Consider the following 25639-nt stretch of genomic DNA (forward strand, 5'->3'; position numbering starts at 1 on the left):
CATCGCGACGACACGAGAGCGGAGCAAGGAGAGACCATGACCACCGCGGATTTCCTCAATTCGGACCTGCCCGAGCCCGAGCCGCTGCCCGATGACGATCTGTCGGGGCCGCGGCGGTTCTTCAACCGCGAGCTGTCCTGGCTCGGCTTCAACTGGCGCGTGCTCGAAGAGGCGGAGAACCTGCGCGTGCCGTTGCTGGAGCGGCTTCGCTTCCTGTCAATCTCGGCCACGAACCTCGACGAGTTCTATACCGTGCGCGTGGCCGGCCTGCGCGAACTGGCAAAGGCCGGCAACACGACGCCGGCCGCCGACGGGCTTACCCCGGCCCAGCAACTCGTGCTGATCGACGAGAACGCGCGGAGCCTCATGGAGCGCCAGCAATCGGTCTACGCCGCGCTCCGCGCGGAGATGGAGAAGGAAGGCATCGTCATCGAGACGGCCGCGACGCTCTCGGAGGCCGACCGCGACCATCTGGGGACCGTGTTCCTCGACCGCGTCTTCCCGGTGCTCTCTCCGCTCGCGATCGACCCGGCGCATCCGTTCCCGTTCATTCCCAACACGGGCTTCAGCCTCGCGTTGCAGCTCGAGCGTAGCCGGGACGGGCGCGCGCTTCAGGCGCTCTTGCCGATCCCCCACCAGATCGACCGCTTCGCACCGCTGCCCTCGCCCGACGGCAACCACCGGGTTCTGCCGCTCGAGGAATTGCTGATGCTGCACCTCGACAGCCTGTTTCCCGGCTACCGGCCGACCGGCCATTGCACCTTCCGCGTCCTGCGCGACAGCGATCTCGAGCTCGAGGAAGAGGCCGAGGACCTCGTGCGCGAGTTCGAGGTCGCGCTGAAGCGCCGGCGGCGCGGCGAGGTGGTGCGCATGACGATCTCTTCGGGTGCTCCGGAAGAACTGCGCGAGATGATCATGCGCGAACTCGAGGTGATCCCCGACGAGGTGATCGAGATCGACGGCATGATCGGCGTCGCCGACCTGAAGGAGCTCGTGCTCGACGCGCGGCCCGACCTGCTCTGGCCGTCCTTCACGCCGCGCGTGCCCGAGCGGGTGCAGGACCACGAGGGCGACATGTTCGCGGCAATCCGCCAGAAGGACATGCTGCTCCATCACCCCTACGAGACCTTCGACATGGTGGTGCGCTTCCTGCAACAGGCGGCGCGCGACCCGGACGTCGTCGCGATCAAGCAGACGCTCTACCGCACCTCGCGCGACAGCCCGATCGTCGAGGCGCTTTGCGAGGCGGCGGAGGACGGCAAGTCGGTCACCGCGCTCGTCGAGCTGAAGGCACGCTTCGACGAGGCGGCGAACATCCGTCAGTCGCGAAGGCTGGAGCGCGCGGGCGCCCATGTCGTCTACGGCTTCATCGACTGGAAGACCCACGCCAAGATCAGCACCGTGGTGCGGCGCGAGGGCGAGCGGCTGGTCACCTACACCCATTACGGCACCGGCAATTACCACCCGATCACCGCCAAGATCTACACCGACCTCAGCTTCTTCACCTGCGATCCCGCGCTGGGGCGGGACGCCACGCGCGTCTTCAACTACCTGTCGGGCTACGCCATGCCCGAAACGCTGGAGAACCTCGCGATCTCCCCGCACTCGCTGAAACCGCGGATGCTCGAGATGATCGAGAGGGAGGCCGCCTTCGCGCGCGAAGGAAAGCCCGCGCGGATCTGGCTGAAGATGAACTCGCTGATCGAGCCCGACATGATCGACGCGCTTTACGCCGCAAGCCGGGCCGGCGTCCGCGTCGACGGGGTGGTGCGCGGCATCTGCGGGCTGCGCCCGGGCATCGCGGGGCTGTCGGAGAACATCCGCATCAAGTCCATCGTCGGCCGCTTTCTCGAACACTCGCGCATCGTCTGCTTCGGCAACGGTCACGGGCTGCCCTCGAGCGAGGCCAGGGTCTACATCTCCTCGGCCGACTGGATGGGGCGCAACCTCAACCGCCGGGTGGAAACCCTGGTGGAGATCGAGAACGCGACCGTGAAGGCCCAGATCGTGGATCAGATCATGGCCGCGAATTTCGCCGACACGGCGCAGTCCTGGGTGATGCGGCCCGACGGCAGCTTTCACCGCGAGCCGGTGCCTGAGGGCGCGTTCGCGTTCAATTGCCACCGCTTCTTCATGGAAAACCCCTCGCTTTCGGGCCGCGGGTCGGCGGGCGCGCATGACGTTCCGCAACTGACCCATACCAGCGATTGACCTTGCCGACGCGAGACCACATTCTTCCGCGTGAACCGCTTGGGGGCGAGATGGACGGGTCGGACCACTCCGTCGCTGACGATGGGGAACCCTTCGGCAGACCGCTTTTCCGCGACGCCTCGGCGCGGGCGCTGTCGCGGGTCGGCGTGGTGGACGTGGGCTCGAACTCCGTCCGCCTCGTGGTGTTCGACGGCGCCGCGCGCTCGCCGGCCTATTTCTACAACGAAAAGATCATGTGCGCGCTCGGCGCGGGCTTCGCGGAAACCGGGCGACTGAACCCCGAGGGACGCGCGCGCGCCCTTGCCGCGCTCGCGCGCTTCCAGCTTCTGGCCGAAGGCATGGGCGCGACGCCGCTCACGGTCGTCGCGACCGCGGCGGTGCGCGACGCGGCCGACGGGGCGGAGTTCCGCGCCGAGGTCGAGGGCGAAACCGGCCTGAAACTCTGGGTGATCGACGGCCGCGAGGAGGCGCGCCTTTCCGCCCAGGGCGTGCTGCTGGGCTGGCCGGGCTCCTACGGGCTCGTCTGCGACATCGGCGGGTCGTCGATGGAGCTGGCGGAGATCTTCGAGGGCCGCGTCGGGCGCAGGGTCAGCTCCCAGCTCGGGCCGCTCAGGCTGCGCGACATGCCGGGCGGAAAGAAGGCGCGCACGGCCCACATCGCCGAGGTCATGGAGCAGCTTGCCGCGGAGATGGGCCCGCAACACAATCGTCTCTTCCTCGTCGGCGGCTCGTGGCGCGCGATCGCGCGCATCGACATGGAGCGGCGCGGCTACCCGCTCCACGTGCTGCACGAATACCGCATGACCGCGAAGGCCGTCTCGCAGACGGTCAAGTTCATCGAGAAGGCCGATCTCGAGGCGCTGCGCACCGCCTGCAACATCTCGTCCAGCCGCATGTCGCTCGTGCCCTACGCCGCCGAGGTACTGGGGCGACTGGTGCGGCGGTTCCAGCCCAAGGACATCGCGCTGTCGAGCTACGGGATCCGCGAGGGCCTGCTTTACGAGCAGATGCCCCAGCGGCTGCGCGACCGCGATCCGCTGATCGAGTCGTGCCTGTTTTCAGAGGCCAAGGATGCGCGGCTGCCGGGCTTCGGGCGCAAGCTTCACGAGTTCATACGCCCCCTCTTCCGCAACGCGCCGGAGGCGAAGAAACGCCTCGTGCAGGCGGCCTGCCTGCTGCACGACGTAAGCTGGCGCGCCCATCCGGACTATCGCGCCGAGATCTGTTTCGACAACGCCACGCGCGCCAATCTGGGCGGGCTGAAGCATTCCGAACGGGTCTTTCTGGGGCTCGCGCTGATGCACCGCTACCGCAACAAGCGCGAGGGCACCCGCTTCGACAGGCTTTACGACCTGCTCGACGAGCCCGAACGCAACGAGGCGGAAGTGCTCGGCAAGGCGATGCGGTTCGGTGCGATGCTCTGGATGTCGAACGAGGAACAGCCGGGCGAACTGCGGTGGTTTCCGAAGAAGAGGATCCTTCAGCTGCACCTGTCGGCGGACGCCGCACCCCTTTACGGAGAGGTCGCCGAGGCCCGGTTCCAGTCGCTGGGCGCAGCGCTCGGCGCCGAAATCTCGGTCAATATCGGGCGGCGCTGAGCGTCAGAGCTCGATCGAGCCGTCGGGCCCCGCCTCGGGGTCGGGCGCCATTTCCTCGGGGGTCTTCCGCCGCAGGATGATGTCGCCGTTGGGCAGCATTTCGGGCGGGTGGTAGGCGCTCCAGTCCTCCACCTCGGCAAAAAGGTCGCGCAGCGCCGGGCCCATCTGCTCGGCGAAATCGCGCAGCGCGGGTTCGAAGTCGCGCGCCATGCCCTCGAGTTCGCGCAGCGCGGGCTCCATCTCGTTCATGATGCCGCGCATGAACAGCTTGGCGCCCTCTTCCATCAGGCTCAGCCCGTTCTCGGCCTCTCCCGCGTCGGGCGGCGGCGTCTCGGGGGGTGTCTCCGCCTCCTGGGCCAGGGCGGGGGAGGCCGACAGGAGCACGGCGAGGCAGGCAGGAGCTACGCGTTTCATGGACCGCAATATAGGACCTTCGGATGACGGTTTTAAGATCGCGCCGCGATGTCGAGATCGAGCGTGACCGGAAAATGATCCGAGGCCGCCAGAAGCGCGCCGCGCAACTCGGGCGTTTCCCAGCAGACCGGATCGTCGAAAGGATGCCATATCCGCCAGGCCGGGCGGCAGGCCATCAGCGCGGGCGACACCATGACGTAATCGAGCAGCGCCGCGAGGAAGCGCCGCTCGGTGTCCAGGTAGAACCGCGCGGTGCTGGGTTGCGCGCCGAGCCGCCGCTCCAGCGCCTCCCTAGCATGCGGGTCGAAAAGCCCGTTTTCGCCGTCCCCGCCCATGACGATCTCCACCGAGGAGCGGCCGAAGAGATCCTCGTAGACGTCGAGACCGGGGCCGTCGTTCAGATCCCCCAGCACGATCACGTCCGACCCGCGGGCAAGGTCGGCATCCACCCGGCGGCGCAGCCAGATCGCCTGGGCAAGCTGCTTGCGCCGGTTGGCGATGGCCGCGCGCATCACCGCGTCGCGGTCCCTTGCCCCGTGCGGCGCCTTCGATTTCAGGTGCACCCCGATCAGGCGAAGGCTCCGCGCCCCGCCCGCGGACGCCAGCGCCACCTCGAGCGGCGGCTTGGAAAAGGCGACCCGATCCACCCGGTCGTCTATGTCGAGGTCGATCCGGAACGGCTGGTCGAAGCGCGGCGGCTCTCCGTCTTTGTCGGAGAAGCCCCCGCGCGGATCGTGCCGCGCGGTGACCGCGTCGGGATCGTAAAGCAGCGCGATCTCCTGCCGGGTGTCGTTGGCGAACCCCATCAGCGCCCGGCGCGTGCGCAGCCCGTAGATCGCGGCGAAGGATTCCAGCGCCCTGACCCCGTCACGCCCCCGGTGCGCCGCGGGCGCCTCCACCACGAGCACCGCGTCGGCGTCGAGCGCGGTGAACACGATGCCGAGGGCCGTGGCCTGCTCGAAGCGCGTCACGCCGCGGCGGCCCGAGCGCGCGTCGTCGGCGAGAAGCCCGCCCTCGTCGTCGAAAAGCGCGTCGAACCACTCCACGTTGTAGGTGGCCAGGCGCATGGCTCAGGCCCTGCGCTCGCTGATCTCTTCCCAGGCGCGGTTGATGTCCTGCATCCGCCGCTCGGCGAGCCGGATCGCCTCCTCGGGCACGCCGCGTGCGACCATCCGGTCCGGATGCGTCTCGCGCACGAGCGCGCGCCAGGCCGCGCGCGCCTCCTCGCGCGAGGCGTCGGGCGCGAGGCCCAGAACGGCGTAGGGGTCGCGCATGCCGTCCTCGGGCACGAAGCGCGCGCGCAGCGCCGCGAACTGCGGCCCGGAGAGCCCGAAGATCTGCGCCACACGCCGCAGGAACCGGTCCTCGCCCGGGTGATAGGCCCCGTCGGCCAGCGCGATGTGAAAGAGCCCCTCCATCAGGTCGCACAGCGTGGCGATCTCGTCGCCGAACATGTTGCGGATGCGCTGCGCGTAGTGTTCGTAGCCCGCCACGTCCTGCCGGGCGAGATTGAACACGCGCGCCGCCTCGCGCTCATCCTCCCGGGCGATCTGGAACACCTCCCGGAACGCGGCGACCTCGTCGCGCGTGACCTGACCGTCGGCCTTGGCCATCTTCGCGCCGAGCGCGATCACGGCGATGGTGAACCCCACGCTGCGATCCGGCGGCGTCTTCAACCGGTCGAAGACGTCGGCGAGGCTCTCCCCCTGACGGAGCGCCTTCAGCGCGTCGGAGATGCGGTTCCAGATGGACATGAGCGATCCTAACGCGGGCGCGCGACGGTGTCAGGCGGATCCGTGAAGGCGTTTCCGCATCAGCACGAGATCGTGCCAGCGCCCGAACTTCCAGCCCACTTCGGGCAGCACCGCGACATGCGCGAAGCCGAGCGCGGCGTGGAAGGCCACGCCGTCGGGGTTGGCCCCGCTGATCCCGGCCCAGAGGCTGCACATGCCGGCCGCCCGCGCATGGGTTTCCAGCGCGGTCATGAGCGCGCGGCCCGCGCCGCGGCCCCGCGCCATGGGCGCGAGCATGATCGAGTGCTCCATCGTGCGGGCGTAGCCCGGCCCGTTGCGGAACTGGAAATAGGTAGCGAAACCGAGCAGCGCGCCCGCTTCCTCGGCCACGACGAAGGCGCCGCCACGCGCCGCGATATCGGCGGCGATCCGGGCCTCCGTCTTCTCCTCGGTGGTGAAGGTTATGGCCGTGTCGCGGATCACCGCGTTCCAGATCGCCGCGACGGGCGCGGCATCCCCGACCCTTGCCGCACGCACGATCATGCCAGTTGCCGCACCCCGCGCGGCGTGTCGATCCACGCCCGAAGGCCGGGCCGCCCTTCCCGGAACGCGATGCGCGGGTCGTCGAGATGGGGCGCGAGCCGCGCGGCGAGCGCACCGGCCTCCGGGTGGCACAGATCGAGCGCGCGAAGCCCGCACCCGCTTTCGGCGAGGCGATCCGCCGCGCGCGGCCCCTGCCATTCAATGAGCGCTGGGAAGAGGCCATCCCATGCCGCAAGCCCGTTCTCCGGCACGGCCATGCGCCAGCGCAGGTCGCCGCGGGCCAGGTCCACCGCCTGCCCCGCCTCGGGCAGCGCGGCCAGCGCCGCGTCGAGGTCCGCGACCCGGCAGATCCACGCCTGAAGCCGGGCCGGACCATGGAACCCGTCCAGGCCGAACCAGCGGGCGCCGGCCGGCGGCGGCGCCTCGGGGTGCACGGCGATCACCTCGAGGTATTCCGCGGGCCCGAGCGACAGCAGACGGTTCCACGTCGCGAAGCGCGCGTGCCGCCCGCCGTCCGAAAGCCGCGTGCCGAGCGTCGCTTCCACATGCGCCGCGGCCGCGCCGAGCGTCTCGCCCGCCACCGCGAGATGGTCGAATTCGAGCGTCACCATCGTGTCCCCCATGGCCCCGGCCCGCCGGCACCCGCGCGGGCGCGGATGCCCCGCCGCTTCGGCGCGTCAGGCCGCCTCGCCGTTGCGCGCCTTGCGGATCAGGTCCAGGATGTCCTTCGCCGCATCGGGGATGTTGGTGCCCGGCCCGAAGATGGCCTTCACGCCCGACGTCTTGAGGAACTCGTAGTCCTGCTGCGGGATCACCCCGCCGCAGATCACCAGCACATCGCCCGCGCCCTTCTCGCGCAGCGCGTCCACGAGTTGCGGCGCGAGCGTCCGGTGGCCCGCCGCCTGGGACGACACGCCCACGACATGCACGTCGTTGTCGATCGCGTCCTGGGCGGCCTCCTCGGGGGTCTGGAACAGCGGCCCCACATCCACGTCGAAGCCGATGTCGGCGAAGGCCGTGGCGATCACCTTCGCGCCCCGGTCATGCCCGTCCTGCCCCATCTTGACCACGAGCATGCGCGGGCGGCGGCCCTCCTCGTCGGCGAAATCCTCGACCGCCTTCTGGATCGCCGCGAAGCCCTCGTCGCCCTCGTAGGCCTTTCCGTAGACGCCCGCCAGAGTCTTCACCTCGGCCCGGTGGCGGCCGAACACCTTCTCCATCGCCATGCTGATCTCTCCCACGGTGGCCCGGGCGCGCGCGGCCCCCACCGCCGCGCCGAGCAGGTTGCCGCCCTCGCCGGCCGCGCGCTCGACCTCGGCCAGCGCCGCGTCGCAGGCAGCCTGGTCGCGCGCGGCGCGCACCGTCTCCAGCCGCGCGATCTGGCTTTCGCGCACCTTCGCGTTGTCGATGGCGAGGATGTCCAGATCCTCCTCGTGCGGCAGCCGGTACTTGTTGACCCCGACCACGACCTGCTCGCCCCGGTCGATCATCGCCTGCCGGGTGGCCGCGGTCTCCTCGATGCGCAGCTTAGGCATGCCGGAGATCACCGCCTCCGTCATGCCGCCCATCTCGTCGATCTCCGCGATGATCGCGCGGGCCTTCTCGGCGAGATCGTGGGTCAGCTTCTCGACGTAATAGGAACCCGCCAGCGGATCGACGACATTGGTGACGCCCGTCTCCTCCTGCAGGATGAGCTGCGTGTTCCGCGCGATCCGGGCCGAGAACTCGGTGGGCAGGGCCATCGCCTCGTCGAGCGCGTTGGTGTGCAGCGACTGCGTCCCGCCGAGGACGGCCGAAAGCGCCTCGTAGGCGGTGCGCACGACGTTGTTGTAGGGGTCCTGCTCGGCCAGGCTCACGCCCGAGGTCTGGCAGTGGGTGCGCAGCATCTTGGAGCGCGGGTCCTGCGCGCCCAGCTCCTCCATGATCCCGTGCCAGAGCAGCCGCGCGGCGCGCAGCTTGGCGATCTCCATGAAGAAGTTCGTCCCGATCGCGAAGAAGAACGACAGCCGCGGCGCGAAGCGGTCGATGTCCATCCCGCGCGCCATCGCCGCCTTCACGTATTCCTTGCCGTCGGCGAGCGTGAAGGCCAGCTCCTGGACGAGGTTCGCGCCGGCCTCCTGCATGTGGTAGCCGGAAATCGAGATCGAGTTGAAGCGCGGCATCTCGTTCATCGTGTACTCGATGATGTCGGCCACGATGCGCATGGAGGGCTCGGGCGGATACACGTAGGTGTTCCGCACCATGAACTCCTTCAGAATGTCGTTCTGGATCGTGCCCGAGAGCACGGAGCGGTCGTGGCCCTGTTCCTCGCCGGTGACGATGAAGTTGGCGAGCGTCGGGATCACCGCGCCGTTCATCGTCATCGAGACCGACACCTTGTCGAGCGGGATACCGTCGAAGAGGATCTTCATATCCTCCACGCTGTCGATCGCCACACCCGCCTTGCCGACATCGCCGACCACGCGCGGGTGATCGCTGTCATAGCCGCGATGGGTGGCGAGGTCGAAGGCCACAGAGACGCCCTGCTGCCCCGCGGCCAGCGCCTTGCGGTAGAAGGCGTTCGAGTCCTCCGCGGTGGAGAAGCCCGCGTATTGCCGGATCGTCCAGGGGCGGCCGGCATACATCGTGGCCCGGGGGCCGCGCACGAAGGGCTCGAAGCCGGGCAGCGCGCCCAGATGGTCCAGCCCCTCGAGATCCTGCTCGGTGTAGACCGGCTCGACCGCGATGCCCTCGAGCGTGTCCCAGGTCAGATCCGAAAGCGGCCGGCCCTTCAGCTCCTTCTCGGCGAGCGCGCGCCAGGCGTCCTTCTTGCTGGTCATGTCGTGGTCCTCATCTTTCGCGGCGCGCCGGAGCGCCCGGTTCTTTCGGGGAAAAAATCGCCCGTGCGTCACTAGGGGGTTTCGCAATTTCTCGGGCGCCGACTATATCTCCGGCGACAGGAGTGACCATGACCCGAATAGCCGCCATCATCCTCGCCGCGCTCGCGGCGCATCCCGTGACAGCGCAGCAGGCCGACGCCGCGCAGTCCGAAACCGCCGAAGAAACGGCGGAAGCCTCGATCATCCGCGACGGCACCGACCTGACGCTCGAGGAATTTCTCTGGGTGGCACGCCCCGTCGTCGTGTTCGCCGACAGCCCGAACGATCCGCGCTTCGTCCAGCAGATGGAGGAGATCCGCGCCCGAGAGGAGGCGCTGGCATACCGCGACGTCGTGGTGCTTACCGATACCGACCCGTCCGCGCGCTCGGCGCTGCGCCGGGAACTGCGCCCGCGCGGCTTCATGCTGGCGATCATCGGCAAGGACGGCACGCTAATCACGCGCAAGCCGTTGCCGTGGGATGTGCGCGAGATCACCGCCTCCATCGACAAGCTGCCGCTCCGCCAGCAGGAAGTCCGCGAGCAGGGCGCGGCCGGCGCGCGCTGAAGGCGCGGCCGGCGGGACGCGTCGGTGCTGCGCGGCGGGCTCACTCGAACTCCATGATCACGTCGTCCACGGCGAGGCTGTCGCCCGCCGCGGCGTTGATCTTCGCGACCACCGCCTTGCGCTCGGCGCGCAGGATGTTCTCCATCTTCATGGCCTCGACGGTGCAGAGCGCCTGGCCTTCCTGGACCTCCTGCCCCACCTCCACGTCGACCTTCATGATCAGTCCCGGCATGGGACAGAGCAGCATGCGGGAGGTGTCGGGCGGCGCCTTCTCGGGCATGCGCCGCGCAAGCTCGGCCTGCCGCGGGGTGCGCACATGCACCTTGAGGTCGGCGCCGCGGAGCCGAAGCCGGTAGCCGCCCGAGATCTTGGCCACCTTCATCACCAGCGGCGCGCCGTCCACCGTCATCTCGGCAAGCGGGTCGCCCGGCGTCCAGCCGCCCGAGACGCGATGCGCCTGCCCGTCGGTGAAGCTGACCGTCGCGCCCTCCCGGTCGGCCTCCACGCGCGCGGCGTAATCCGCACCCTGCAGCGTCACCACCCAGTCGGCGCCCACCTTGCGCTCGTGGTTGTCCATCCGTCCCGAGATGCGGGTGCGCCGGATCTCTGCCACCCGGTACATCGCGGCGGCGGCCGCGGCGACGCGGCGCAGCTGGTCCTCGGGCAAGTGCACGCCGGCGAAGCCGTCGGGCCATTCCTCGGCGATGAAGGCCGTCGTCATCTCGCCCGCCACGAATTTCGGATGATCCATCACCGCCGAGAGGAAGGGCAGATTGTGGCCGATCCCCTCGACCTCGAAGGCGTCGAGCGCGTTGCGCATCCCCTCGATCGCCTCGAGGCGCGTGTGCCCCCAGGTGCAGAGCTTGGCGATCATCGGGTCGTAGAACATCGAGATCTCGCCGCCCTCGAACACGCCGGTGTCGTTGCGCACCACGGCGCCTTCCACGGCAAGCTCGGCGGGCGGGCGGTAACGGGTCAGCCGGCCGATCGAGGGCAGGAAGTTGCGGTAGGGGTCTTCCGCGTAAAGCCGGCTTTCGATGGCCCAGCCATTGAGCCTGACATCCGACTGCGCGATCGTCAGCGGCTCTCCGGCCGCGACGCGGATCATCTGCTCCACGAGGTCGATCCCGGTGATGAGCTCGGTGACCGGGTGCTCCACCTGCAGGCGCGTGTTCATCTCGAGGAAGTAGAAGTTCTTCTGCCCGTCCACGATGAACTCGACCGTGCCGGCGGAGGTGTAGCCCACCGCCTGGGCGAGCGCGACCGCCTGCTCGCCCATCTTCCGGCGCGTCTCCTCGTCGAGGAAGGGCGAGGGCGCCTCCTCGATCACCTTCTGGTTGCGCCGCTGGATCGAACATTCGCGCTCGCCCAGGTAGATGCAGTTGCCGTGCTGGTCGGCGAGAACCTGGATCTCGATGTGGCGCGGCTGGGTGACGAACTTCTCGATGAAGATCCGGTCGTCGCCGAAGGAGCTGGCCGCCTCGTTCCTGGAGGACTGGAAGCCCTCGCGTGCCTCGTCGTCCGTCCAGGCGATGCGCATGCCCTTGCCGCCGCCGCCGGCGCTGGCCTTGATCATCACCGGGTAGCCGATGTCGGAAGAGATACGCACCGCCTCCTCGGCATCCTCGATGAGGCCCATGTATCCCGGCACCGTGTTCACGTCGGCCTCCTGGGCGATCTTCTTCGAGGTGATCTTGTCGCCCATCGCCTCGATCGCGCCCTTGGGCGGGCCGATGAACGCCACGCCCGCCTGCGCCAGCGCGTCGGCGAATTTCGGGTTCTCGGACAGGAAGCCGTAGCCCGGATGCACCGCCTCGGCGCCGGTCGCGCGGATCGCCTCCATGATCCTGTCGATCACGATGTAGGACTGGTTGGCCGGCGGCGGGCCGATATGCACGGCCTCGTCGGCCATTTCCACGTGCAGCGCGTTCTTGTCCGCGTCCGAATAGACCGCGACCGTCGCGATGCCCATCTCGCGGGCCGTCTTGATGACCCGGCAGGCGATCTCCCCCCGGTTCGCGATCAGGATCTTCTTGAACATGCGCTATCCCTTCCGGTCTTTCATGGCCGGCGCCCGGGCGCCGGTATCGCTGAACGCAAAAAGGACCACCGGGGCGGCGGCGGCCCCGATGGTCCCGGTATCGATTGGACGGGTCGCGGCGTGGCCGCGCCCGGTGTCAGCAGCGCTCTGGGAAGCGCTGGCAATAGGCGACGGAGCCGGCCGCACCGATCGCGGCGCCGGTGAGCGCCTCGCCGAAGAGCACTTCGCCGGCGACGGCGCCGCCCGCGGCGCCAGTGACGCCCTGTTCGAGCGGGGTGTCGCCGCACGCGGCCACGAGGGCGACGCCTGCAAGGGCCATGGCCCGGAACGCATTTCGCATGTGTTCGCTTCCTTATCGTTGACTGCTACGCGTCTCATTGATGCCCCAACGGCACGCCCGCGCGCAAGACCTTGCCAGCGCGCCACGTCGGGCTCGGCAGCTTCCCGCGCGTCGGAAAAAAATCCGGGCGGCCGCTCCGGGGGGAGAGCGGTCCGCCCGTCAGGGGAAGGGTAACCCGGGCCCGCGGCCGCGTTCCGCGACGCAAGCGTTTCCCGTGCAGATTGCATTGATCCGCCGAACCCCGCGCACCGCAAGCGCGATGTTCCCGTGCGGCACCATTCGGCCGCAACCCGCCAAGATCGGGACCGGATGCGCGGGATCATGCCCATGGGTTGTCCTCGAACGCCTCGGGGAAGGCGCGTCGCGCCGCCGTCGCGTCCAGCACGAGCCGCGCGTCATAATCGGCCGGATCGAAAGGATCGTCGGCGGGAAGCACTTCTCGGCCAAAAAGCCAGCTGAGACGACCGGCATCGAGGTTGCCGCGCGGAAAGGGCGTGTCACCGAAATGATGCCACAGCGCGGCGACGAAGACCGTGTCGGCGCGGCGGTCGGCCGGCCTGCGGTCTGCGTGGCGTTCGCGGCGGATGATCGCGGTGGCGCCCTTCGGGTTCGCCCGCCGGATGGTGAACTGGTAATCGGTGCCGGGCAGCCGGCCGGGAAAGCCTCGGTGCTTCAGCATGGCCGCCCCCGCGTCGGGGTGGCCATGCCGCGTGCGAGCGTGGCGTCAGGTGCCGGCGCCCGTCTGCTGGTTGTTCTGGTTCTGATTTTCGTTCTGGTTCCGGTTCTGGTTCTGGCCGGGCGCGGTACCGGGGGTTTCGGGCGTCTCCGGTGTCCGGGTTCCGTTACCGTAACCCGGCTGGCCGGGCGTGCGCTGGCCCACGGGGATGCAGACGATCTGACCGCTCGCGGTGCTCGAAACGGCGTACCCGTCCGGGCAGCTCGCGCCGCCGAACTTGTCGAATGTCGGTTGAACGTAGACGGGCTGGGGCGCGGCTTGCTGCTGCTGCTGTCCGCAGGCGGCGAGGCCGGCGCAGAGCGCGGCGGTAACGATGAGGGACCTGATATGAGCCATTTGACATCCTCCGGAATGGCGATGAGCGAAGTACCGCACGGCTTCGCTTGCGCACAGAAAGGATGCTCAGCCCGCCGTGGCGGTGAAGGCGGGACGGACCCATGGGCCCGTCCCGAAGCCGGCTTACTTGTACTTGCCGGTGCTGGTCGGTTCCTGCGTGATCGGCTCGGGCTCGACCACGATGAACTCTTCCTGCTGCTGCTGCTGGCCGCAGGCCGCGATGACGGCGGTGAAGCCGAACAGTGCGCACAGCTTGACGATCTTGGCCATTTGTTACTCCTGTTTAAGTTTGTAGCGCGCCGACGCACCAACTTGTCCGCCGAACACGCCGGAGAGGCACGGGTCACCTCCGGGCAACCTTGGTGCAAATTACGGCAATCCATGAAGGAATCATATGCCGCATGCGCGATGCGCCGGGGTTGTGGCCCGAATGTCGCATCCGCGTCCGAAAAACCGCGAAAAACCACCAGATCTTGAGGGCACATCAAAAAGCCTCCCAGATGCAGCGATCTTCGGCGACCGTGTAGGACTCGAAGAATTGCGCCACGCTGGCATCCCGCGCTCCGAATTCCACGAGCTTTTCCGACAGGCTGACGACCACCCTGGGACGCTCCGGCCCGGCGTCGCGCAGATCCGGCACGGCGACCGACTCGCACAGATGCGCCATGTCGGCCATGCGGGTTTCGAAGTCGAGCGTCGCGGCCTTCGGGGCCAGGAAACGGTATCGCAGGACCGGCCCCTCGGCCATCATCTCCTCGATGATCTCGATCCGCGTGACCGGCTGGCCCGAGGGCACCGGCACGGTGCCCTCCGCGGCCGCGACGCCCGCCGCCGCGATCAACAAGAGCGCCGGGCGCATCACCGGGCCGGCCCCGCATATGCGGTCCATCGCGCCCGGCGCACCGGGCAGGCGAGCAGCTCGGCAAGCCGCGCCTCGACGCTGGCACGGGGAAGCGGGCCATCCACCCGGCCGCCCGCCGTCACCCGAAGCCCCTGCCCCTCCGGCGCGATCTCGACGCTCGGCGCGAAGCCGCGCAGCCGGCGCAGGGCCCGCCAGACGTCCTGGCGCACCGCGCGCGCCAGGCGCGGGGCCGAGACGCGGGGCATCCGGCAGCTGGCCGCTACATCCCAGCGCACGGGCAGGCGCCGCGCCAGCACGAAGCGATCGCCCTCGAAGGCGCCGTGCCAGCCCGCGCGGCTCATCGGGCGCCCCCCGGCACGGCCGGGCGCCGCAGGCCATCGCGGGCGGGGGTCTTCGAAGCGGCAAGACGCATCGGAACGCTCAAAGCGGAATGTTGTCGTGCTTCTTCCAGGGCGTTTCCACCTTCTTGTTGCGCAGGCTCGCGAAGGCGCGGGCGACGCGCATCCGGGTGGAGCGGGGCTGGATCACCTCGTCGATGAAGCCGCGCTCGGCCGCCACGAAGGGGTTGGCGAAGCGGTCCTCGTAATCCTGGGTGCGCCGGGCGATCTTGTCGGGGTCGCCGAGTTCGGAGCGGTAGAGGATCTCCACCGCGCCCTTCGCGCCCATCACCGCGACCTCGGAGGTGGGCCAAGCGTAGTTGAAATCGCCGCGCAGGTGCTTCGACGCCATGACGACGTAGGCACCGCCATAGGCCTTGCGGGTGATGACGGTGACCTTGGGCACGGTGGCCTGCCCATAGGCGAAAAGGAGCTTCGCGCCATGCTTGATGATGCCGTCGTATTCCTGCTTGGTTCCCGGCAGGAAGCCCGGCACGTCCACGAAGGTCAGAAGCGGGATCTCGAAGGCGTCGCAGAAGCGCACGAAGCGCGCGGCCTTGCGCGCCGAGTCGATGTCGAGGCAGCCGGCCAGCACCATCGGCTGGTTCGCCACCACGCCGACCGTCCGCCCTTCGAGCCGGATGAAACCGGTGATGATGTTCTTCGCGAAATCCTCCTGGATCTCGTAGAAATCCGCCTCGTCCGCGACCTTCAGGATCAGCTCCTTCATGTCGTAGGGCGTGTTGGCGTTTTCCGGCACCAGCGTGTCGAGCGAGGGTTCCACGCGCTTGGGATCGTCGAAGAAGGGCCTGACGGGCGTCCCGGCGCGGTTGTTGAGCGGCAGGAAATCCACGAGCCGGCGGACCTCCGCCAGCGCCTCCACGTCGTTCTCGAAGGCGCCGTCGGCGACCGAGGATTTCCGCGTGTGGGTGGTCGCGCCGCCCAGTTCCTCCGCCGTGACATGCTCGTTCGTCACCGTCTTGACCACGTCGGGGCCGGTCACGAACATGTAGGAGGAATCCTTCACCATGAAGATGAAGTCGGTCATGGCCGGCGAATAGACCGCCCCGCCCGCGCAGGGGCCCATGATGACGCTGATCTGCGGGATGACGCCCGAGGCGAGGATGTTGCGGTCGAAGACGTCGCCGTATCCCGCGAGGCTGTCCACGCCCTCCTGGATGCGCGCGCCGCCCGAGTCCTTGATGCCGATGACGGGCGCGCCGTTCTGGATCGCCATGTCCATGATCTTCACGATCTTCATGGCATGGGTCGCGGACAGCGAGCCGCCCAGCACGGTGAAGTCCTGCGCGAAGACATAGACCTGGCGGCCGTTGACCGTGCCCCAGCCCGTGACGACGCCGTCGCCGTAGGGCTTGGAATCCTCCATTCCGAAATCCGTGCAGCGATGCGTGACGAACATGTCGAACTCTTCGAAGCTGCCCTCGTCGAGCAGCAGTTCGATACGCTCGCGGGCCGTCAGCTTGCCCTTGGCATGCTGGTTGTCGATCCGCGCCTGGCCGCCACCGAGACGTGCCTCGCCGCGGCGGGTCTCGAGTTCCTGCAGGATGTCCTTCATCACGCCTCCCCTTCGTGCCGGTTCGGCAGACCTTAACGATGGGCCGCCCGGCGAAAAAGGAAAAACGGGCAAATTTGCAAAGCCAAGCAAAGGGCTCTGCGCTAACATGCAAATCGGCAAAGATCGTCCCCGCGGCAGCCGGGCGATGGACATTCATGCGGCGCGGGCCTAACCGGTATGGCATGCCCGCCCTTCCCGAGGTCCGGTTCCTGTCCCGGACGACGCCACCACACCTCTTCACGCTCATCACGCTGACCGGCATGTCCGCGATGGCGATGAACGTGTTTCTGCCCAGCCTGCCCTCCATGGCCGAGCATTTCCGCACCTCCTCCGCGGTGATCGGGCTTTCGGTCGGCCTCTACCTCGCGGTCAGCGCGGTGATCCAGGTGCTGGTGGGGCCGATCGCGGACAATCTCGGCCGCCGCCCGGTGACACTCGCCGGGCTCGGCATCTTCTGCGTCGCCACGCTGGGCTGCATCTGGGCGCCCAACGCGACCGTCTTCCTGGTCTTCCGGATGATCCAGGCCAGCGCCGCCGTCGGCATGGTTCTCGGCCGCGCCGTGGTGCGCGACATGGTCCCGGCAGAGCGCGCCGGCTCCATGATCGCCTTCGTGACCATGGGCATGGCGGTGGTGCCGATGATCAGCCCCGCGATCGGCGGCTTCCTCGACGCGGCCTTCGGCTGGCAGGCGAATTTCTGGCTGCTCTTCTGGATGGGCGCGGCCGTGCTGGCGCTGGTCTGGCTCGACCTCGGCGAGACCGGCCAGCGCGGCGAGATCAGCCTCGCCGCGCAGTTCCGCCAATACCCCGAGCTTCTGCGAGCGCCGCGCTTCTGGGGCTACAGCGTCGCCTCGGCGCTCGGTTCGGGCGCCTTCTTCGCCTATCTCGGCGGCGGTCCCTTCGTGGGCACCGAGGTCTACGGCCTCAGCCCGCAGGAACTCGGCCTCTACTTCGGCGCCCCGGCGGTGGGCTACTTCCTGGGCAATTTCCTGTCGGGCGTGGCCTCGGTGCGCTTCGGGATCAACGCCATGGTGCTCTGGGGCACGGCCTGCGTCACGCTGGGATGCGCGGCCTCGCTGGCGGTCGTGCTGGCCGGGGCGTCCTCGGCGGCCAGCTTCTTCGGCTTCATGTTCTTCGTGGGTCTCGGCAACGGGATGTCGATCCCCAACGCCACGGCGGGAATGCTGTCGGTGCGCCCGCATCTCGCGGGCTCGGCCAGCGGCCTGGGCGGCGCGATCATGATCGGCGGCGGCGCGGCGCTTTCCGCGCTGGCTGGCCTCGCCCTCGGCCCCGGCTCCAGCGCGGCGCCGCTTCTGGTCATCATGGGCGGCTCGGCGGCGCTCGGCGTCGCCGCAATCCTCTACGTCATCCGCCGCGAGCGACAGCTCGGGATCTGATCGGGGTTGGCAGGACGGCTTTGCAAAGCTATCGCTGGGAAACGCGAAGCTGCAAACCCTCCCGCGCCGCCACGAGTCGCCGCCCATGCCGCCCAGAAAGCTTTTCGCAGGCGCGAAACTGCGCGAGATCCGCACCCGGATGGATCTCACCCAGAAAGCGTTCGCCGCGAAACTCGGCGTGTCGCTGCCCTATCTCAACCAGATGGAGAACAACAATCGCCCGCTTTCCACCACGGTGGTGCTGGCGCTGGCCGAGGAATTCGGCTTCGACGTGACCGAACTCGGCTCGGGCGAAGCCGAGCGGCTGGTCTCGGACATGCGCGAGGCGCTGGCCGATCCGGTCTTCGCCGATCCGCCGCCGGTGGCCGATCTCCGCCTCGCGGCGTCGAACGCACCCGCCCTCGCCCGCGCCTTCCTCGGGCTTCACCGCGCCTATCGCGAGGTGCATGAGCGCCTCGCCTCCCTCGACGAGGCGCTGGGGCGCGAGGATGCGCGCGTCCGGCCCTCGCCCTGGGAGGAAGTGCGCGACTTCTTCCATTATTGCGACAACTACATCGACGCGGTGGACCGCGCCGCCGAGCGGTTCGCGGGCGGCGACGCGATGGCCGGACCCGCGCGCGCCGAGGCGCGGCTGGCGGAGGCCGGCGTGACCGTCACGCGCGAGGACACCGACGGGTTGCGGCAGTACGATGCCGCGACGAAGCGGCTGGTGCTGTCGTCGCGCGCCGCGCCCGAGACGCAGACGTTCCAGATGCTTCTTCAGCTGGCGCTGCTCACGCAGAGCCCCTTGCTGGAGGCGACACTCGATCTCGCGCGCTTCCGCACGGGCGAGGCCCGCGACATCGCCAAGATCGGGCTCGCCAACTACTTCGCCGGCGCCGCGATGATGCCCTATGGCGCCTTCCTCGCGACCGCCCAGCGGACGCGCCACGATCTCGAGCTCCTCGCGCATCGCTTCGGCGCCTCGATCGAGCAGGTGGCGCACCGCCTCGCCACGCTTCAGCGTCCCGGCGCGAAGGGAATCCCGTTCTTCTTCGTGCGCGTCGATCAGGCCGGCACGATCACCAAGCGTCATTCGGCCACCCGACTTCAGTTCGCGCGCTTCGGCGGCGCCTGCCCGCTCTGGAACGTGCACCGCGCCTTCGAGACGCCGGGGCGTTTCCTGCGCCAGCTCGCCGAGACGCCGGACGGCGTGCGCTACATCTCGCTCGCGCGCGACGTCTCGAAGCCGGGCGGGCGCTTCGGCGCGCCGACGCGCCGCTTCGCCATCGCGCTGGGTTGCGAGGTGGCGCATGCGGGCGCGCTCGTCTACGCCGACGATCTCGACGTGGAGAACGCCCGTGCCTTCGAGCCCATCGGCATCTCCTGCCGGATCTGCGAGCGCACGGAGTGCCACCAGCGCGCGGTTCCGCCGCTCGAGCGGCGGCTGCGCGTGGACCCCGACCGGCGCGGCGTCCTGCCCTATCACGTGGAGTGAGACGTCAGCGGTCGGGCAAGGCGGCATCGGCCGGAGCGCCATATTGCCGCCAGAAACGCCTGCCATTGTGGCGGCATGAACAGTCAGGCCGAAATTCCGGGCGCGGGCGATCCGAGCCCGCTGCGCCAATGGGGCGCCTGGGCCGTGCTGGCCGGCGTGGCGGGCCTCGTGCTCGTCTTCGTCCAGATCGTTGGCCCCACCCTCGAGCCCACGCCATCGGTGGGCGCGCAGATCGGCGAGATCGCGGGAGAGATAAGGCGATCTGCCTGGCGCTCCTTTTTCGGCCTGTCCGCGCCCGAGCCGGAGCCATCTGCCCTCACGGCATGGGCCGCACTCGCCATCGCGGCACCGCTTCTGGGTATCGCAGCACTCGTCCTGGCCGCGATTTCGGCCATCGCGCGCGAGAATCGGCGCTATGCGGCCTACGGCGCCAGCCTCGGCGCCGCCGCGATCACCTTCCAGTTCATCTGGCTGGTGGCGCTTCTGATCGCCTGCGTCGTGCTGCTCGTCGCGATCATCGAGAACATGGGCGACATCTTCGGCATCTGAGCGGTCGCGGGTCAGCGCCGCCATCGCAGGTCCTCCCCACGACGACGCGCCGGCAGGCAGGCGTCAGGCCTCGGTTCCGGCCTTCAGGTAGGCGTAGATCTCGTCCTTGAGGCCCGCGCGCTCCTTGCGCAGCTGCATCTCGGCCAGTTCTTCCACCGGTTCCACATTGGTCTCGGCGCGGTGCACCTGCCGGTTGAGGTCGTGATAGCGGTCGGCAAGCTTGGCGAAATGCGCGTCCGACTGCTTGAGCGCGCTGATCTTCTCTGCGAATTCCGGAAATTCTTCGTGCAGCTCGTGCGGCGTATGGGACATCTCTTGCGTCTCCTCCTTGTCCTTGGGCTGGCGGCCAGCCTAGGCACGGGGACCTCGTCCAGCCTTGACCTCGATCAAGCGCGCAGGAGCTATCGCATGGCCCGTCGCCAGCCCGCGGCGCGCGCCTCCTGCTCCGAGCAGAACCAGCGCTCTCCACGGCGCTCGCTGATGCGGGTGGCCGCGTAGTCGCGCTGACCGGGGACGTGGTAGATCCGCTCGCCGTCGCCGGCGATGTTGCCCTTGATGCGGCAGCGTGCGGAGCCCGCCTCGGGTCGGGGCGGAGTGGCGCGCCTGTGGGCTTCCGGCGGCACGAAGCGGCTGGCGTGGAGGCCCCGCCCCGCGCGCGCCGCCTCGCGCTCTACGGGGACGTAGTCGTGCGAGTAGCGCCGGTAGGCGACCGCCACGCCCTCGGCGACGAGCATCGCCCCGATATCCCGGCCGCCCATGTCGCAGCGCGCCACGATCCGGCCATACCGGTCCTGGTCGCGCTCTGCGCAGACGGCGCGCCGGCCCTCGAGGCGCGCGCGCGCCTCGCGCGACGCCCAGGCGCCGCACGCCCACTCTCGCCCGTCGGCGCGGCGGCAGGTCTGGTCGTGCTCGGGGGCGTCGATCCCGTGCAGCCGCACCGTCGCCCCGCCCACGCGGAGCGTGTCCGCGTCGATCACCTGAACGATGCCCGCGGGCCCGGCCGAGGCCCGGAGGCCCGGGACCGCCCCGGCAAGAGCGACGAGGGCCAGAACAAGAATGGAACGAATTCTTAACATTCCGTTAATCTCGCGGGACAAGCCCGCGGGATCAAGCGGTTTTCGCGACCATGCTTAACGCTGCGCGGTGCGCCAGCCGGGATGGATCCATGGGGCGCGGTTGTCGCGCGGCAGCGGATCGCGCCCGAGCACGTGATCGGCCATCTTCTCGCCCACGAGAATCGACGGGGCGTTGGTGTTGCCGTTCGTGATCCGCGGAAAGACCGAGCTGTCAGCCACCCGAAGCGCGTCCACCCCGATCACCCGTCCCTCGGGATCGACCACCGCGCCGGGATCGTCGCGGCGCCCCATCCGTGCCGTGCCGCAAGGGTGATAGGCGCTTTCGACATGCTCGCGGATGAACCCGTCAAGCGCGTCGTCGCTCTGCGCCGCCGCGCCCGGCTGGATCTCGTGGCGGACGAAGGGCGCGAAGGCGGGCTGGGCGAAGATTTCGCGGGTCAGGCGGATGCAGGTGCGGAAATCCGCCCAGTCCTGCGGTTCGCTCATGTAGTTGAAGAGGATGCGCGGCGGCGTCTCGGGGTCGGCGCCCTGCAGCGTGACCGACCCGCGCGCGGCCGAGCGCATCGGCCCGACATGGGCCTGAAAGCCGTGCCCCTCGGCCGCCGCCTGACCATCGTAGCGCACCGCGATGGGCAGGAAGTGGTACTGGATGTCGGGGTATTCCACCCCCGCGCGCGATCGGATGAAGGCCGCGCTCTCGAACTGGTTCGAGGCGCCCGGGCCCCTGCGCGTGAAAAGCCAGCGCGCGCCCACCCACGCCTTGCCCGGCAGGTTCCAGTAGGAATAAAGGCTCACCGGCCGGCTGGCCGCCATCTGGATGTAGAGTTCCAGATGGTCCTGAAGGTTGGCGCCCACCCCGGGCCGGTCCGCGACCACCCCGATCCCGTGCTCGGCGAGATGCGCCGCCGGACCGATCCCGGAGAGCATCAGCAATTTCGGCGTGTTGATCGAAGAGGCGGCGAGGATCACCTCGCGGCGGGCGCGGATCACGTCCACGCGGCCGCCGCGTGACACCTCCACGCCGGTGGCGCGGCCCTCCTCGATGACCACGCGGCGGGCGAAGGCGCGCACCAGATCGCAGCCGTCGCGCCGCAGGGCGGGCTTCAGGTAGGCGTTGGCCGCCGACCAGCGCTGCCCGCGCCAGATCGTGGCCTCCATCGCGCCGAAGCCTTCCTGCTTCTCGCCGTTGTAATCCTCGGTGGTCTCGTAGCCCGCCTGCCGGCCGGCCTCGACGAAGGCGCGGGTGAGCGGGTTGTCGCGCCGCCCGCGGCTGACGTGCAGCGGGCCGTCCGTCCCGCGCCAGTCCGGATCGCCGCCATGGCCGCCGTCGTGCCAGGTTTCCATCCGGCGGAAATAGGGAAGAACATCGGCATAGGACCAGCCCTGCGCGCCGGTCTCGGCCCAGTGGTCGTAATCGCGCGCATGGCCGCGGACATAGACCATGCCGTTGATCGAGGAGGACCCCCCGACCACCTTGCCCCGCGGGCAGGCGAGGCGTCGCCCGCCCAGATGCGGCTCGGGTTCGGTCCGGTAGCCCCAGTCATAGCGCGCCATGTTCATCGGAAAGCTGAGCGCGCCCGGCATCTGGATCAGAGGCCCGGCATCGGTGCCGCCATGCTCGATCACGAGCACCGAGGCGCCCGCCTCCGCCAGCCGCCACGCCATGGCACAGCCGGCGCTGCCCGCCCCCACGATGACGAAATCCGCTTCCATTATCTCCACCTCGATCGCGTGTCCCGGCCCCGCGCGGCGGCGCGGGTGGGCGGGCGGGGCGGCGCCGCGCGGGGCCGCCCGTTCAGTAGGGCGCCTCCACGTCGCCCATCCGCACGAAGACCGACTTCAGCTGCGAGTAGTGCTCGATCGCGGCACGCGAGTTCTCGCGCCCGACCCCCGACGCCTTCGTGCCGCCGAAGGGCACTTCGACCGGCGCGTCGTTGTAGGAGTTGATGTAGCACGACCCGGCCCGCAGCCGTCCGATCACCCGGTGCGCGCGGGCGAGATCGCGGGTGAACACGCCCGCCGAGAGGCCGTATTCCGTCGCGTTGGCGCGGCGGATCGCCTCCTCCTCCCCGTCGAAATCGAGCACGCTCAGCACCGGCCCGAAGATCTCTTCCCGGGCGATGGTCATGTCGTCGGTGACGTCGGCGAAGACCGTGGGCTCGATCCAGAAGCCCGGGCGGTTGGGCCGGCCGCCGCCATGGACGAGCCGCGCGCCCTCCTCCTGCCCCTTGGCGATGTAGCCCTGCACGATCTCGCGTTGCCGCGCGCTCACCATCGGGCCGAAATTCGTGGCCTCGTCGAGCGGGTCGCCCATCGCGATCCCCTCCAGCCGCTCGGTGAGCCGGTCGAGGAAGCGCTCCTTGATGCCGCGCTCCACGAAGACCCGCGTGCCGTTCGAGCAGACCTGCCCCGTCGAGTAGAAATTGCCGAGGATCGCACCGCCCACCGCGTTCTCCAGGTCGGCGTCCGAGAAGACCAGAAGCGGCGACTTGCCGCCGAGCTCCATGGTGACGTGGCGTATCCCCTCCGCCGCCGCCTGGTAGACCTTTCGCCCCGTGGGCACCGAGCCGGTGAGCGAGACCTTGGCCACGCGCGGATCGGTGACGAGCGCGTGCCCCACCTCGCCCGCCCCCTGCACGACGTTGAAGACGCCTTCGGGCAGACCGGCCTCGACGAGGATCTCGGCGACCTTCAGGGCGCAAAGCGGCGTCGTCTCGGAGGGCTTGAACACCATCGCGTTGCCGCAGGCGAGCGCCGGCGCGGCCTTCCAGCAGGCGATCTGCGTGGGGTAGTTCCAGGCCCCGATCCCGACGCAGAGCCCGAGCGGCTCTCGCACGGTGTAGGCCCAGTCCTGACCGAGCGGGATGTGCTCGCCAGTGAGCGCGCCGGCGAGCCCGCCGAAATATTCCAGCGCGTCGGCGCCCGAGGTCGCGTCGGCCACCAGCGTCTCCTGCAACGGTTTTCCGGTGTCGAGCGTCTCGAGCTCGGAGAGTTCGCGGTTGCGCTCGCGCATGATGTCGGCGGCGCGGCGCAGCACGCGGCCCCGCTCCACGCCGGGGCGCGCCGCCCAGTCCTCCTGCGCGGCGCGGGCGGAGGCGATCGCGGCCTCCACCAGGTCCGGCGTCGCGCCGTGCACGCGCGCGATCTCCTCGCCGGTGGCGGGGTAGATCACCGGGATCGGGTCGCCCGCGGCGTCCTCCACCGGGCGCCCGGCGATGAAATGGCTGGCTTTCGGGCGGGGATCGACGGTCATCGTGTCACCTCCTTTTCGCGTCGGGCGCCGCGCGCTGCGGCCTCGAGATGTGGGGACAGGCAGTCGAGCACGAGCCCGGCGGCGGCCTGGGCGTCGGGCGCGCCGTGCCCGAGACCTTCGCGCAGATACACCCCGTCCACCAGCGCGGCAGCGGTCTCGGCCAGCCGCTCCGCATCGTCGCCCGCGAGCGGGCGGAGCGCGTGGCGCAGGTTCGCGCGCAGTCGCGCCTGGTAGACCGTCAGGAGCCGGCGCGCGTCGGCGTTGCGCTGGGCGAGCGCGTAGAAGTTCAGCCAGGCAGAGATCACCTCGGCGCGGAAGTTCTCTCCCGCGAAGCTCGCGCGCACGATCGCCTCCAGCCGGGCGTGCGGGCCGTCGGCCATCGCCAGAGCGCCGCGCACGCACGCGCCATAGAGCGCGAGGACATGGCGCATCGCCGCGAGGAAGATCTGTTCCTTGCCGCCGAAATAGTGATGCGCGAGCGCGCTCGACATGCCGGCGCGGCGCGCGATCTGCGCCACGGTCACGTCAAGCGTTCCGGCCTGCCCGATCTCGTCGATCGTGGCCTCCACAAGCGCGGCGCGGCGGATCGGCTCCATTCCCGTCTTCGGCATCCCATGTCCCGCGTTGACTCGAGGCCGGGCTCACCCGACTGTTGCATCCGAAGGCTAGATGGTTTTTTATTGATGCGTCAATCAAGAAAAACCGAACCGACAAGGGAGACCCGACATGACCTTCAGGACCACCCTCTCCACCCTCGCGCTCTCGGCCGCCGCGCTGCCGGCGCTCGCGGAGTGCGAAACGGTCACGTTCTCGGACGTGGGCTGGACCGACATCACCGCGACCACCGCCGCCACCACCGCGGTCCTCGACGCGCTGGGCTACGACACCGAGACCAAGGTGCTGTCCGTTCCGGTGACCTACGTCTCGCTTTCCAACGGGGATGTGGACGTTTTTCTGGGCAACTGGATGCCCACGATGGAAAACGATATCGCACCCTACCGCGAGGACGGCACCGTGGACACGGTGCGCGCCAACCTCGAGGGCGCGAAATACACGCTCGCCACCAACGCGCACGGCGCTGAACTCGGCATCACGAGTTTCGCCGACATAGCCGCCCATGCCGATGCGCTCGACGAGAGCATCTACGGCATCGAGCCGGGCAATGACGGCAACCGCCTGATCCTCGACATGATCGAAAGCGACGCCTTCGGCCTCTCGGGCTTCGACGTGGTCGAAAGCTCCGAGCAGGGCATGCTCGCGCAGGTGGCCCGCGCCACGCGGTCGGGCGATCCGATCGTGTTTCTCGGCTGGGAGCCGCACCCGATGAACGCGAATTTCGACCTCACCTACCTTACGGGCGGCGACGACTGGTTCGGCCCCGATCTCGGCGGCGCCACCGTCTACACCAATGTCAGGGCGGGTTTCGTGGAGGAGTGCCCCAACCTGGGCGCGTTCCTGCAAAATCTCGAATTCTCGCTCGCCATGGAGAACGAGATCATGGGCGCGATCCTGGACGATGGCGCCGACCCGCGCGAGGCCGCCGTGGCGTGGATGCAACGGAACCCCGAGACCGTCATGGGCTGGCTCGAGGGCGTCACCGCCCGTGACGGCTCGGACGCGGCCGCCGCGGTCTCGCAGGAGCTTGGCCTGAACTGAACGCGGCGCGGGGGGGGGGGGGGGGGGGGGGGGGGGGGGG

General features: G+C 69.3%; 26 protein-coding genes. 7 read left to right on the top strand and 19 right to left on the bottom strand.

Going from position 1 to position 25639, the window contains the following annotated elements; translation table 11 throughout:
- The first annotated feature begins 36 nt into the window (after window positions 1-36).
- Complete coding sequence (locus tag AB6A69_RS13865) at window positions 37-2211, top strand: RNA degradosome polyphosphate kinase (RefSeq protein WP_371061214.1); 2175 nt, start codon at window positions 37-39, stop codon at window positions 2209-2211.
- A gap of 50 nt (window positions 2212-2261) precedes the next feature.
- Entirely contained in the window at window positions 2262-3809 is a 1548-nt protein-coding gene (locus AB6A69_RS13870) for a Ppx/GppA family phosphatase (RefSeq protein ID WP_371061215.1), read from the top strand.
- Between the two features lie 3 nt (window positions 3810-3812).
- Here the strand turns inward: AB6A69_RS13870 and AB6A69_RS13875 are convergent, their stop codons facing one another.
- From AB6A69_RS13875 to scpA, 6 genes are read right to left on the bottom strand one after another with little or no spacing between them, the layout of a single operon-like run.
- Window positions 3813-4223, bottom strand: coding sequence for a hypothetical protein (locus AB6A69_RS13875; RefSeq protein ID WP_371061216.1), 411 nt, complete (start codon window positions 4221-4223; stop codon window positions 3813-3815).
- A gap of 32 nt (window positions 4224-4255) precedes the next feature.
- The gene (locus AB6A69_RS13880; protein WP_371061217.1) at window positions 4256-5290 is read right to left on the bottom strand and encodes an endonuclease/exonuclease/phosphatase family protein; all 1035 of its coding nucleotides are present in this window, start codon (window positions 5288-5290) and stop codon (window positions 4256-4258) included.
- A gap of 3 nt (window positions 5291-5293) precedes the next feature.
- Window positions 5294-5977, bottom strand: coding sequence for a TerB family tellurite resistance protein (locus AB6A69_RS13885; protein WP_371054503.1), 684 nt, complete (start codon window positions 5975-5977; stop codon window positions 5294-5296).
- 30 nt (window positions 5978-6007) lie between these two features.
- Window positions 6008-6499 carry an N-acetyltransferase family protein gene (locus tag AB6A69_RS13890; protein ID WP_371061218.1) on the bottom strand — a complete coding sequence of 164 codons (492 nt, stop codon included), beginning with the start codon at window positions 6497-6499 and terminating at the stop codon, window positions 6008-6010.
- Window positions 6496-7122 carry a VOC family protein gene (locus AB6A69_RS13895; protein WP_371061219.1) on the bottom strand — a complete coding sequence of 209 codons (627 nt, stop codon included), beginning with the start codon at window positions 7120-7122 and terminating at the stop codon, window positions 6496-6498. Before AB6A69_RS13895 ends, AB6A69_RS13890 begins: the two co-directional genes overlap by 4 nt.
- A 54-nt stretch (window positions 7123-7176) precedes the next feature.
- On the bottom strand, window positions 7177-9318 hold the full coding sequence (gene scpA, locus AB6A69_RS13900; RefSeq protein WP_371061220.1) for a methylmalonyl-CoA mutase: 2142 nt from the start codon (window positions 9316-9318) through the stop codon (window positions 7177-7179).
- A gap of 128 nt (window positions 9319-9446) precedes the next feature.
- Between scpA and AB6A69_RS13905 the strand changes: the two genes are divergently transcribed.
- Complete coding sequence (locus AB6A69_RS13905; protein ID WP_371054507.1) at window positions 9447-9923, top strand: DUF4174 domain-containing protein; 477 nt, start codon at window positions 9447-9449, stop codon at window positions 9921-9923.
- A gap of 40 nt (window positions 9924-9963) precedes the next feature.
- On the opposite strand, the gene AB6A69_RS13910 is transcribed toward AB6A69_RS13905, so the two are convergent.
- The 8 genes from AB6A69_RS13910 to AB6A69_RS13945 all read right to left on the bottom strand — a co-directional run bounded on the left by AB6A69_RS13910 (window position 9964) and on the right by AB6A69_RS13945 (window position 16191).
- On the bottom strand, window positions 9964-11964 hold the full coding sequence (locus AB6A69_RS13910; RefSeq protein ID WP_371061221.1) for an acetyl-CoA carboxylase biotin carboxylase subunit: 2001 nt from the start codon (window positions 11962-11964) through the stop codon (window positions 9964-9966).
- 136 nt (window positions 11965-12100) lie between these two features.
- On the bottom strand, window positions 12101-12304 hold the full coding sequence (locus tag AB6A69_RS13915) for a hypothetical protein (protein WP_371037863.1): 204 nt from the start codon (window positions 12302-12304) through the stop codon (window positions 12101-12103).
- 319 nt (window positions 12305-12623) lie between these two features.
- The gene (locus AB6A69_RS13920) at window positions 12624-12983 is read right to left on the bottom strand and encodes a hypothetical protein (protein ID WP_371061222.1); all 360 of its coding nucleotides are present in this window, start codon (window positions 12981-12983) and stop codon (window positions 12624-12626) included.
- A gap of 45 nt (window positions 12984-13028) precedes the next feature.
- Entirely contained in the window at window positions 13029-13376 is a 348-nt protein-coding gene (locus tag AB6A69_RS13925) for a hypothetical protein (RefSeq protein WP_371061223.1), read from the bottom strand.
- 123 nt (window positions 13377-13499) lie between these two features.
- Window positions 13500-13646 (bottom strand): hypothetical protein, encoded by a 147-nt coding sequence (locus AB6A69_RS13930; RefSeq protein ID WP_371037866.1) that lies wholly within the window; start codon window positions 13644-13646, stop codon window positions 13500-13502.
- Between the two features lie 214 nt (window positions 13647-13860).
- On the bottom strand, window positions 13861-14265 hold the full coding sequence (locus tag AB6A69_RS13935) for a DUF6497 family protein (protein WP_371054511.1): 405 nt from the start codon (window positions 14263-14265) through the stop codon (window positions 13861-13863).
- A complete protein-coding gene (locus AB6A69_RS13940) occupies window positions 14235-14579 on the bottom strand; it encodes a hypothetical protein (RefSeq protein WP_371061224.1) in 345 nt (114 codons plus the stop codon). Before AB6A69_RS13940 ends, AB6A69_RS13935 begins: the two co-directional genes overlap by 31 nt.
- A gap of 79 nt (window positions 14580-14658) precedes the next feature.
- Entirely contained in the window at window positions 14659-16191 is a 1533-nt protein-coding gene (locus tag AB6A69_RS13945; protein WP_371037869.1) for an acyl-CoA carboxylase subunit beta, read from the bottom strand.
- Between the two features lie 182 nt (window positions 16192-16373).
- Between AB6A69_RS13945 and AB6A69_RS13950 the strand changes: the two genes are divergently transcribed.
- From AB6A69_RS13950 to AB6A69_RS13960, 3 genes are all read left to right on the top strand, one after another.
- Complete coding sequence (locus tag AB6A69_RS13950; RefSeq protein WP_371061225.1) at window positions 16374-17588, top strand: multidrug effflux MFS transporter; 1215 nt, start codon at window positions 16374-16376, stop codon at window positions 17586-17588.
- Window positions 17589-17673: 85 nt separating this feature from the next.
- Entirely contained in the window at window positions 17674-19065 is a 1392-nt protein-coding gene (locus AB6A69_RS13955; RefSeq protein WP_371054515.1) for a short-chain fatty acyl-CoA regulator family protein, read from the top strand.
- A gap of 75 nt (window positions 19066-19140) precedes the next feature.
- The gene (locus AB6A69_RS13960) at window positions 19141-19614 is read left to right on the top strand and encodes a hypothetical protein (RefSeq protein ID WP_371061226.1); all 474 of its coding nucleotides are present in this window, start codon (window positions 19141-19143) and stop codon (window positions 19612-19614) included.
- A 63-nt stretch (window positions 19615-19677) separates the two neighbouring features.
- Here the strand turns inward: AB6A69_RS13960 and AB6A69_RS13965 are convergent, their stop codons facing one another.
- The 5 genes from AB6A69_RS13965 to betI form a co-directional block, all read right to left on the bottom strand.
- Window positions 19678-19926 (bottom strand): YdcH family protein, encoded by a 249-nt coding sequence (locus tag AB6A69_RS13965; protein WP_371037873.1) that lies wholly within the window; start codon window positions 19924-19926, stop codon window positions 19678-19680.
- A gap of 89 nt (window positions 19927-20015) precedes the next feature.
- On the bottom strand, window positions 20016-20690 hold the full coding sequence (locus tag AB6A69_RS13970; protein ID WP_371061227.1) for a thermonuclease family protein: 675 nt from the start codon (window positions 20688-20690) through the stop codon (window positions 20016-20018).
- 54 nt (window positions 20691-20744) lie between these two features.
- Window positions 20745-22403, bottom strand: coding sequence for a choline dehydrogenase (gene betA, locus AB6A69_RS13975; RefSeq protein ID WP_371061228.1), 1659 nt, complete (start codon window positions 22401-22403; stop codon window positions 20745-20747).
- An 82-nt stretch (window positions 22404-22485) separates the two neighbouring features.
- A complete protein-coding gene (gene betB / locus AB6A69_RS13980) occupies window positions 22486-23943 on the bottom strand; it encodes a betaine-aldehyde dehydrogenase (RefSeq protein ID WP_371061229.1) in 1458 nt (485 codons plus the stop codon).
- Window positions 23940-24554 carry a transcriptional regulator BetI gene (gene betI, locus AB6A69_RS13985; protein ID WP_371061230.1) on the bottom strand — a complete coding sequence of 205 codons (615 nt, stop codon included), beginning with the start codon at window positions 24552-24554 and terminating at the stop codon, window positions 23940-23942. The genes betB and betI overlap by 4 nt, the downstream gene beginning before the upstream one ends.
- A gap of 115 nt (window positions 24555-24669) precedes the next feature.
- Between betI and choX the strand changes: the two genes are divergently transcribed.
- Complete coding sequence (gene choX, locus AB6A69_RS13990; RefSeq protein ID WP_371061231.1) at window positions 24670-25599, top strand: choline ABC transporter substrate-binding protein; 930 nt, start codon at window positions 24670-24672, stop codon at window positions 25597-25599.
- The last annotated feature ends 40 nt before the right edge of the window (window positions 25600-25639 follow it).

Origin of the sequence: Rhodosalinus sp. 5P4 (assembly GCF_041365695.1) — a bacterium.
In the GTDB taxonomy this organism is placed as follows: domain Bacteria; phylum Pseudomonadota; class Alphaproteobacteria; order Rhodobacterales; family Rhodobacteraceae; genus Rhodosalinus.

What these genes read in the sequence shown, in the direction of transcription:
- AB6A69_RS13895 (WP_371061219.1), bottom strand. Translation starts at nt 7,122, where the DNA reads ATGGGGGACACGATGGTGACGCTCGAATTCGACCATCTCGCGGTGGCG.
- AB6A69_RS13870 (WP_371061215.1), top strand. Translation starts at nt 2,262, where the DNA reads ATGGACGGGTCGGACCACTCCGTCGCTGACGATGGGGAACCCTTCGGC.
- AB6A69_RS13935 (WP_371054511.1), bottom strand. Translation starts at nt 14,265, where the DNA reads ATGGACCGCATATGCGGGGCCGGCCCGGTGATGCGCCCGGCGCTCTTG.
- AB6A69_RS13955 (WP_371054515.1), top strand. Translation starts at nt 17,674, where the DNA reads ATGCCGCCCAGAAAGCTTTTCGCAGGCGCGAAACTGCGCGAGATCCGC.
- AB6A69_RS13890 (WP_371061218.1), bottom strand. Translation starts at nt 6,499, where the DNA reads ATGATCGTGCGTGCGGCAAGGGTCGGGGATGCCGCGCCCGTCGCGGCG.
- AB6A69_RS13945 (WP_371037869.1), bottom strand. Translation starts at nt 16,191, where the DNA reads ATGAAGGACATCCTGCAGGAACTCGAGACCCGCCGCGGCGAGGCACGT.
- AB6A69_RS13905 (WP_371054507.1), top strand. Translation starts at nt 9,447, where the DNA reads ATGACCCGAATAGCCGCCATCATCCTCGCCGCGCTCGCGGCGCATCCC.
- AB6A69_RS13960 (WP_371061226.1), top strand. Translation starts at nt 19,141, where the DNA reads ATGAACAGTCAGGCCGAAATTCCGGGCGCGGGCGATCCGAGCCCGCTG.
- choX (WP_371061231.1), top strand. Translation starts at nt 24,670, where the DNA reads ATGACCTTCAGGACCACCCTCTCCACCCTCGCGCTCTCGGCCGCCGCG.
- AB6A69_RS13925 (WP_371061223.1), bottom strand. Translation starts at nt 13,376, where the DNA reads ATGGCTCATATCAGGTCCCTCATCGTTACCGCCGCGCTCTGCGCCGGC.
- betA (WP_371061228.1), bottom strand. Translation starts at nt 22,403, where the DNA reads ATGGAAGCGGATTTCGTCATCGTGGGGGCGGGCAGCGCCGGCTGTGCC.
- AB6A69_RS13950 (WP_371061225.1), top strand. Translation starts at nt 16,374, where the DNA reads ATGCCCGCCCTTCCCGAGGTCCGGTTCCTGTCCCGGACGACGCCACCA.
- AB6A69_RS13875 (WP_371061216.1), bottom strand. Translation starts at nt 4,223, where the DNA reads ATGAAACGCGTAGCTCCTGCCTGCCTCGCCGTGCTCCTGTCGGCCTCC.
- AB6A69_RS13915 (WP_371037863.1), bottom strand. Translation starts at nt 12,304, where the DNA reads ATGCGAAATGCGTTCCGGGCCATGGCCCTTGCAGGCGTCGCCCTCGTG.
- scpA (WP_371061220.1), bottom strand. Translation starts at nt 9,318, where the DNA reads ATGACCAGCAAGAAGGACGCCTGGCGCGCGCTCGCCGAGAAGGAGCTG.
- AB6A69_RS13970 (WP_371061227.1), bottom strand. Translation starts at nt 20,690, where the DNA reads ATGTTAAGAATTCGTTCCATTCTTGTTCTGGCCCTCGTCGCTCTTGCC.
- betB (WP_371061229.1), bottom strand. Translation starts at nt 23,943, where the DNA reads ATGACCGTCGATCCCCGCCCGAAAGCCAGCCATTTCATCGCCGGGCGC.
- AB6A69_RS13910 (WP_371061221.1), bottom strand. Translation starts at nt 11,964, where the DNA reads ATGTTCAAGAAGATCCTGATCGCGAACCGGGGGGAGATCGCCTGCCGG.
- AB6A69_RS13940 (WP_371061224.1), bottom strand. Translation starts at nt 14,579, where the DNA reads ATGAGCCGCGCGGGCTGGCACGGCGCCTTCGAGGGCGATCGCTTCGTG.
- AB6A69_RS13965 (WP_371037873.1), bottom strand. Translation starts at nt 19,926, where the DNA reads ATGTCCCATACGCCGCACGAGCTGCACGAAGAATTTCCGGAATTCGCA.
- AB6A69_RS13930 (WP_371037866.1), bottom strand. Translation starts at nt 13,646, where the DNA reads ATGGCCAAGATCGTCAAGCTGTGCGCACTGTTCGGCTTCACCGCCGTC.
- AB6A69_RS13920 (WP_371061222.1), bottom strand. Translation starts at nt 12,983, where the DNA reads ATGCTGAAGCACCGAGGCTTTCCCGGCCGGCTGCCCGGCACCGATTAC.
- AB6A69_RS13865 (WP_371061214.1), top strand. Translation starts at nt 37, where the DNA reads ATGACCACCGCGGATTTCCTCAATTCGGACCTGCCCGAGCCCGAGCCG.
- betI (WP_371061230.1), bottom strand. Translation starts at nt 24,554, where the DNA reads ATGCCGAAGACGGGAATGGAGCCGATCCGCCGCGCCGCGCTTGTGGAG.
- AB6A69_RS13880 (WP_371061217.1), bottom strand. Translation starts at nt 5,290, where the DNA reads ATGCGCCTGGCCACCTACAACGTGGAGTGGTTCGACGCGCTTTTCGAC.
- AB6A69_RS13885 (WP_371054503.1), bottom strand. Translation starts at nt 5,977, where the DNA reads ATGTCCATCTGGAACCGCATCTCCGACGCGCTGAAGGCGCTCCGTCAG.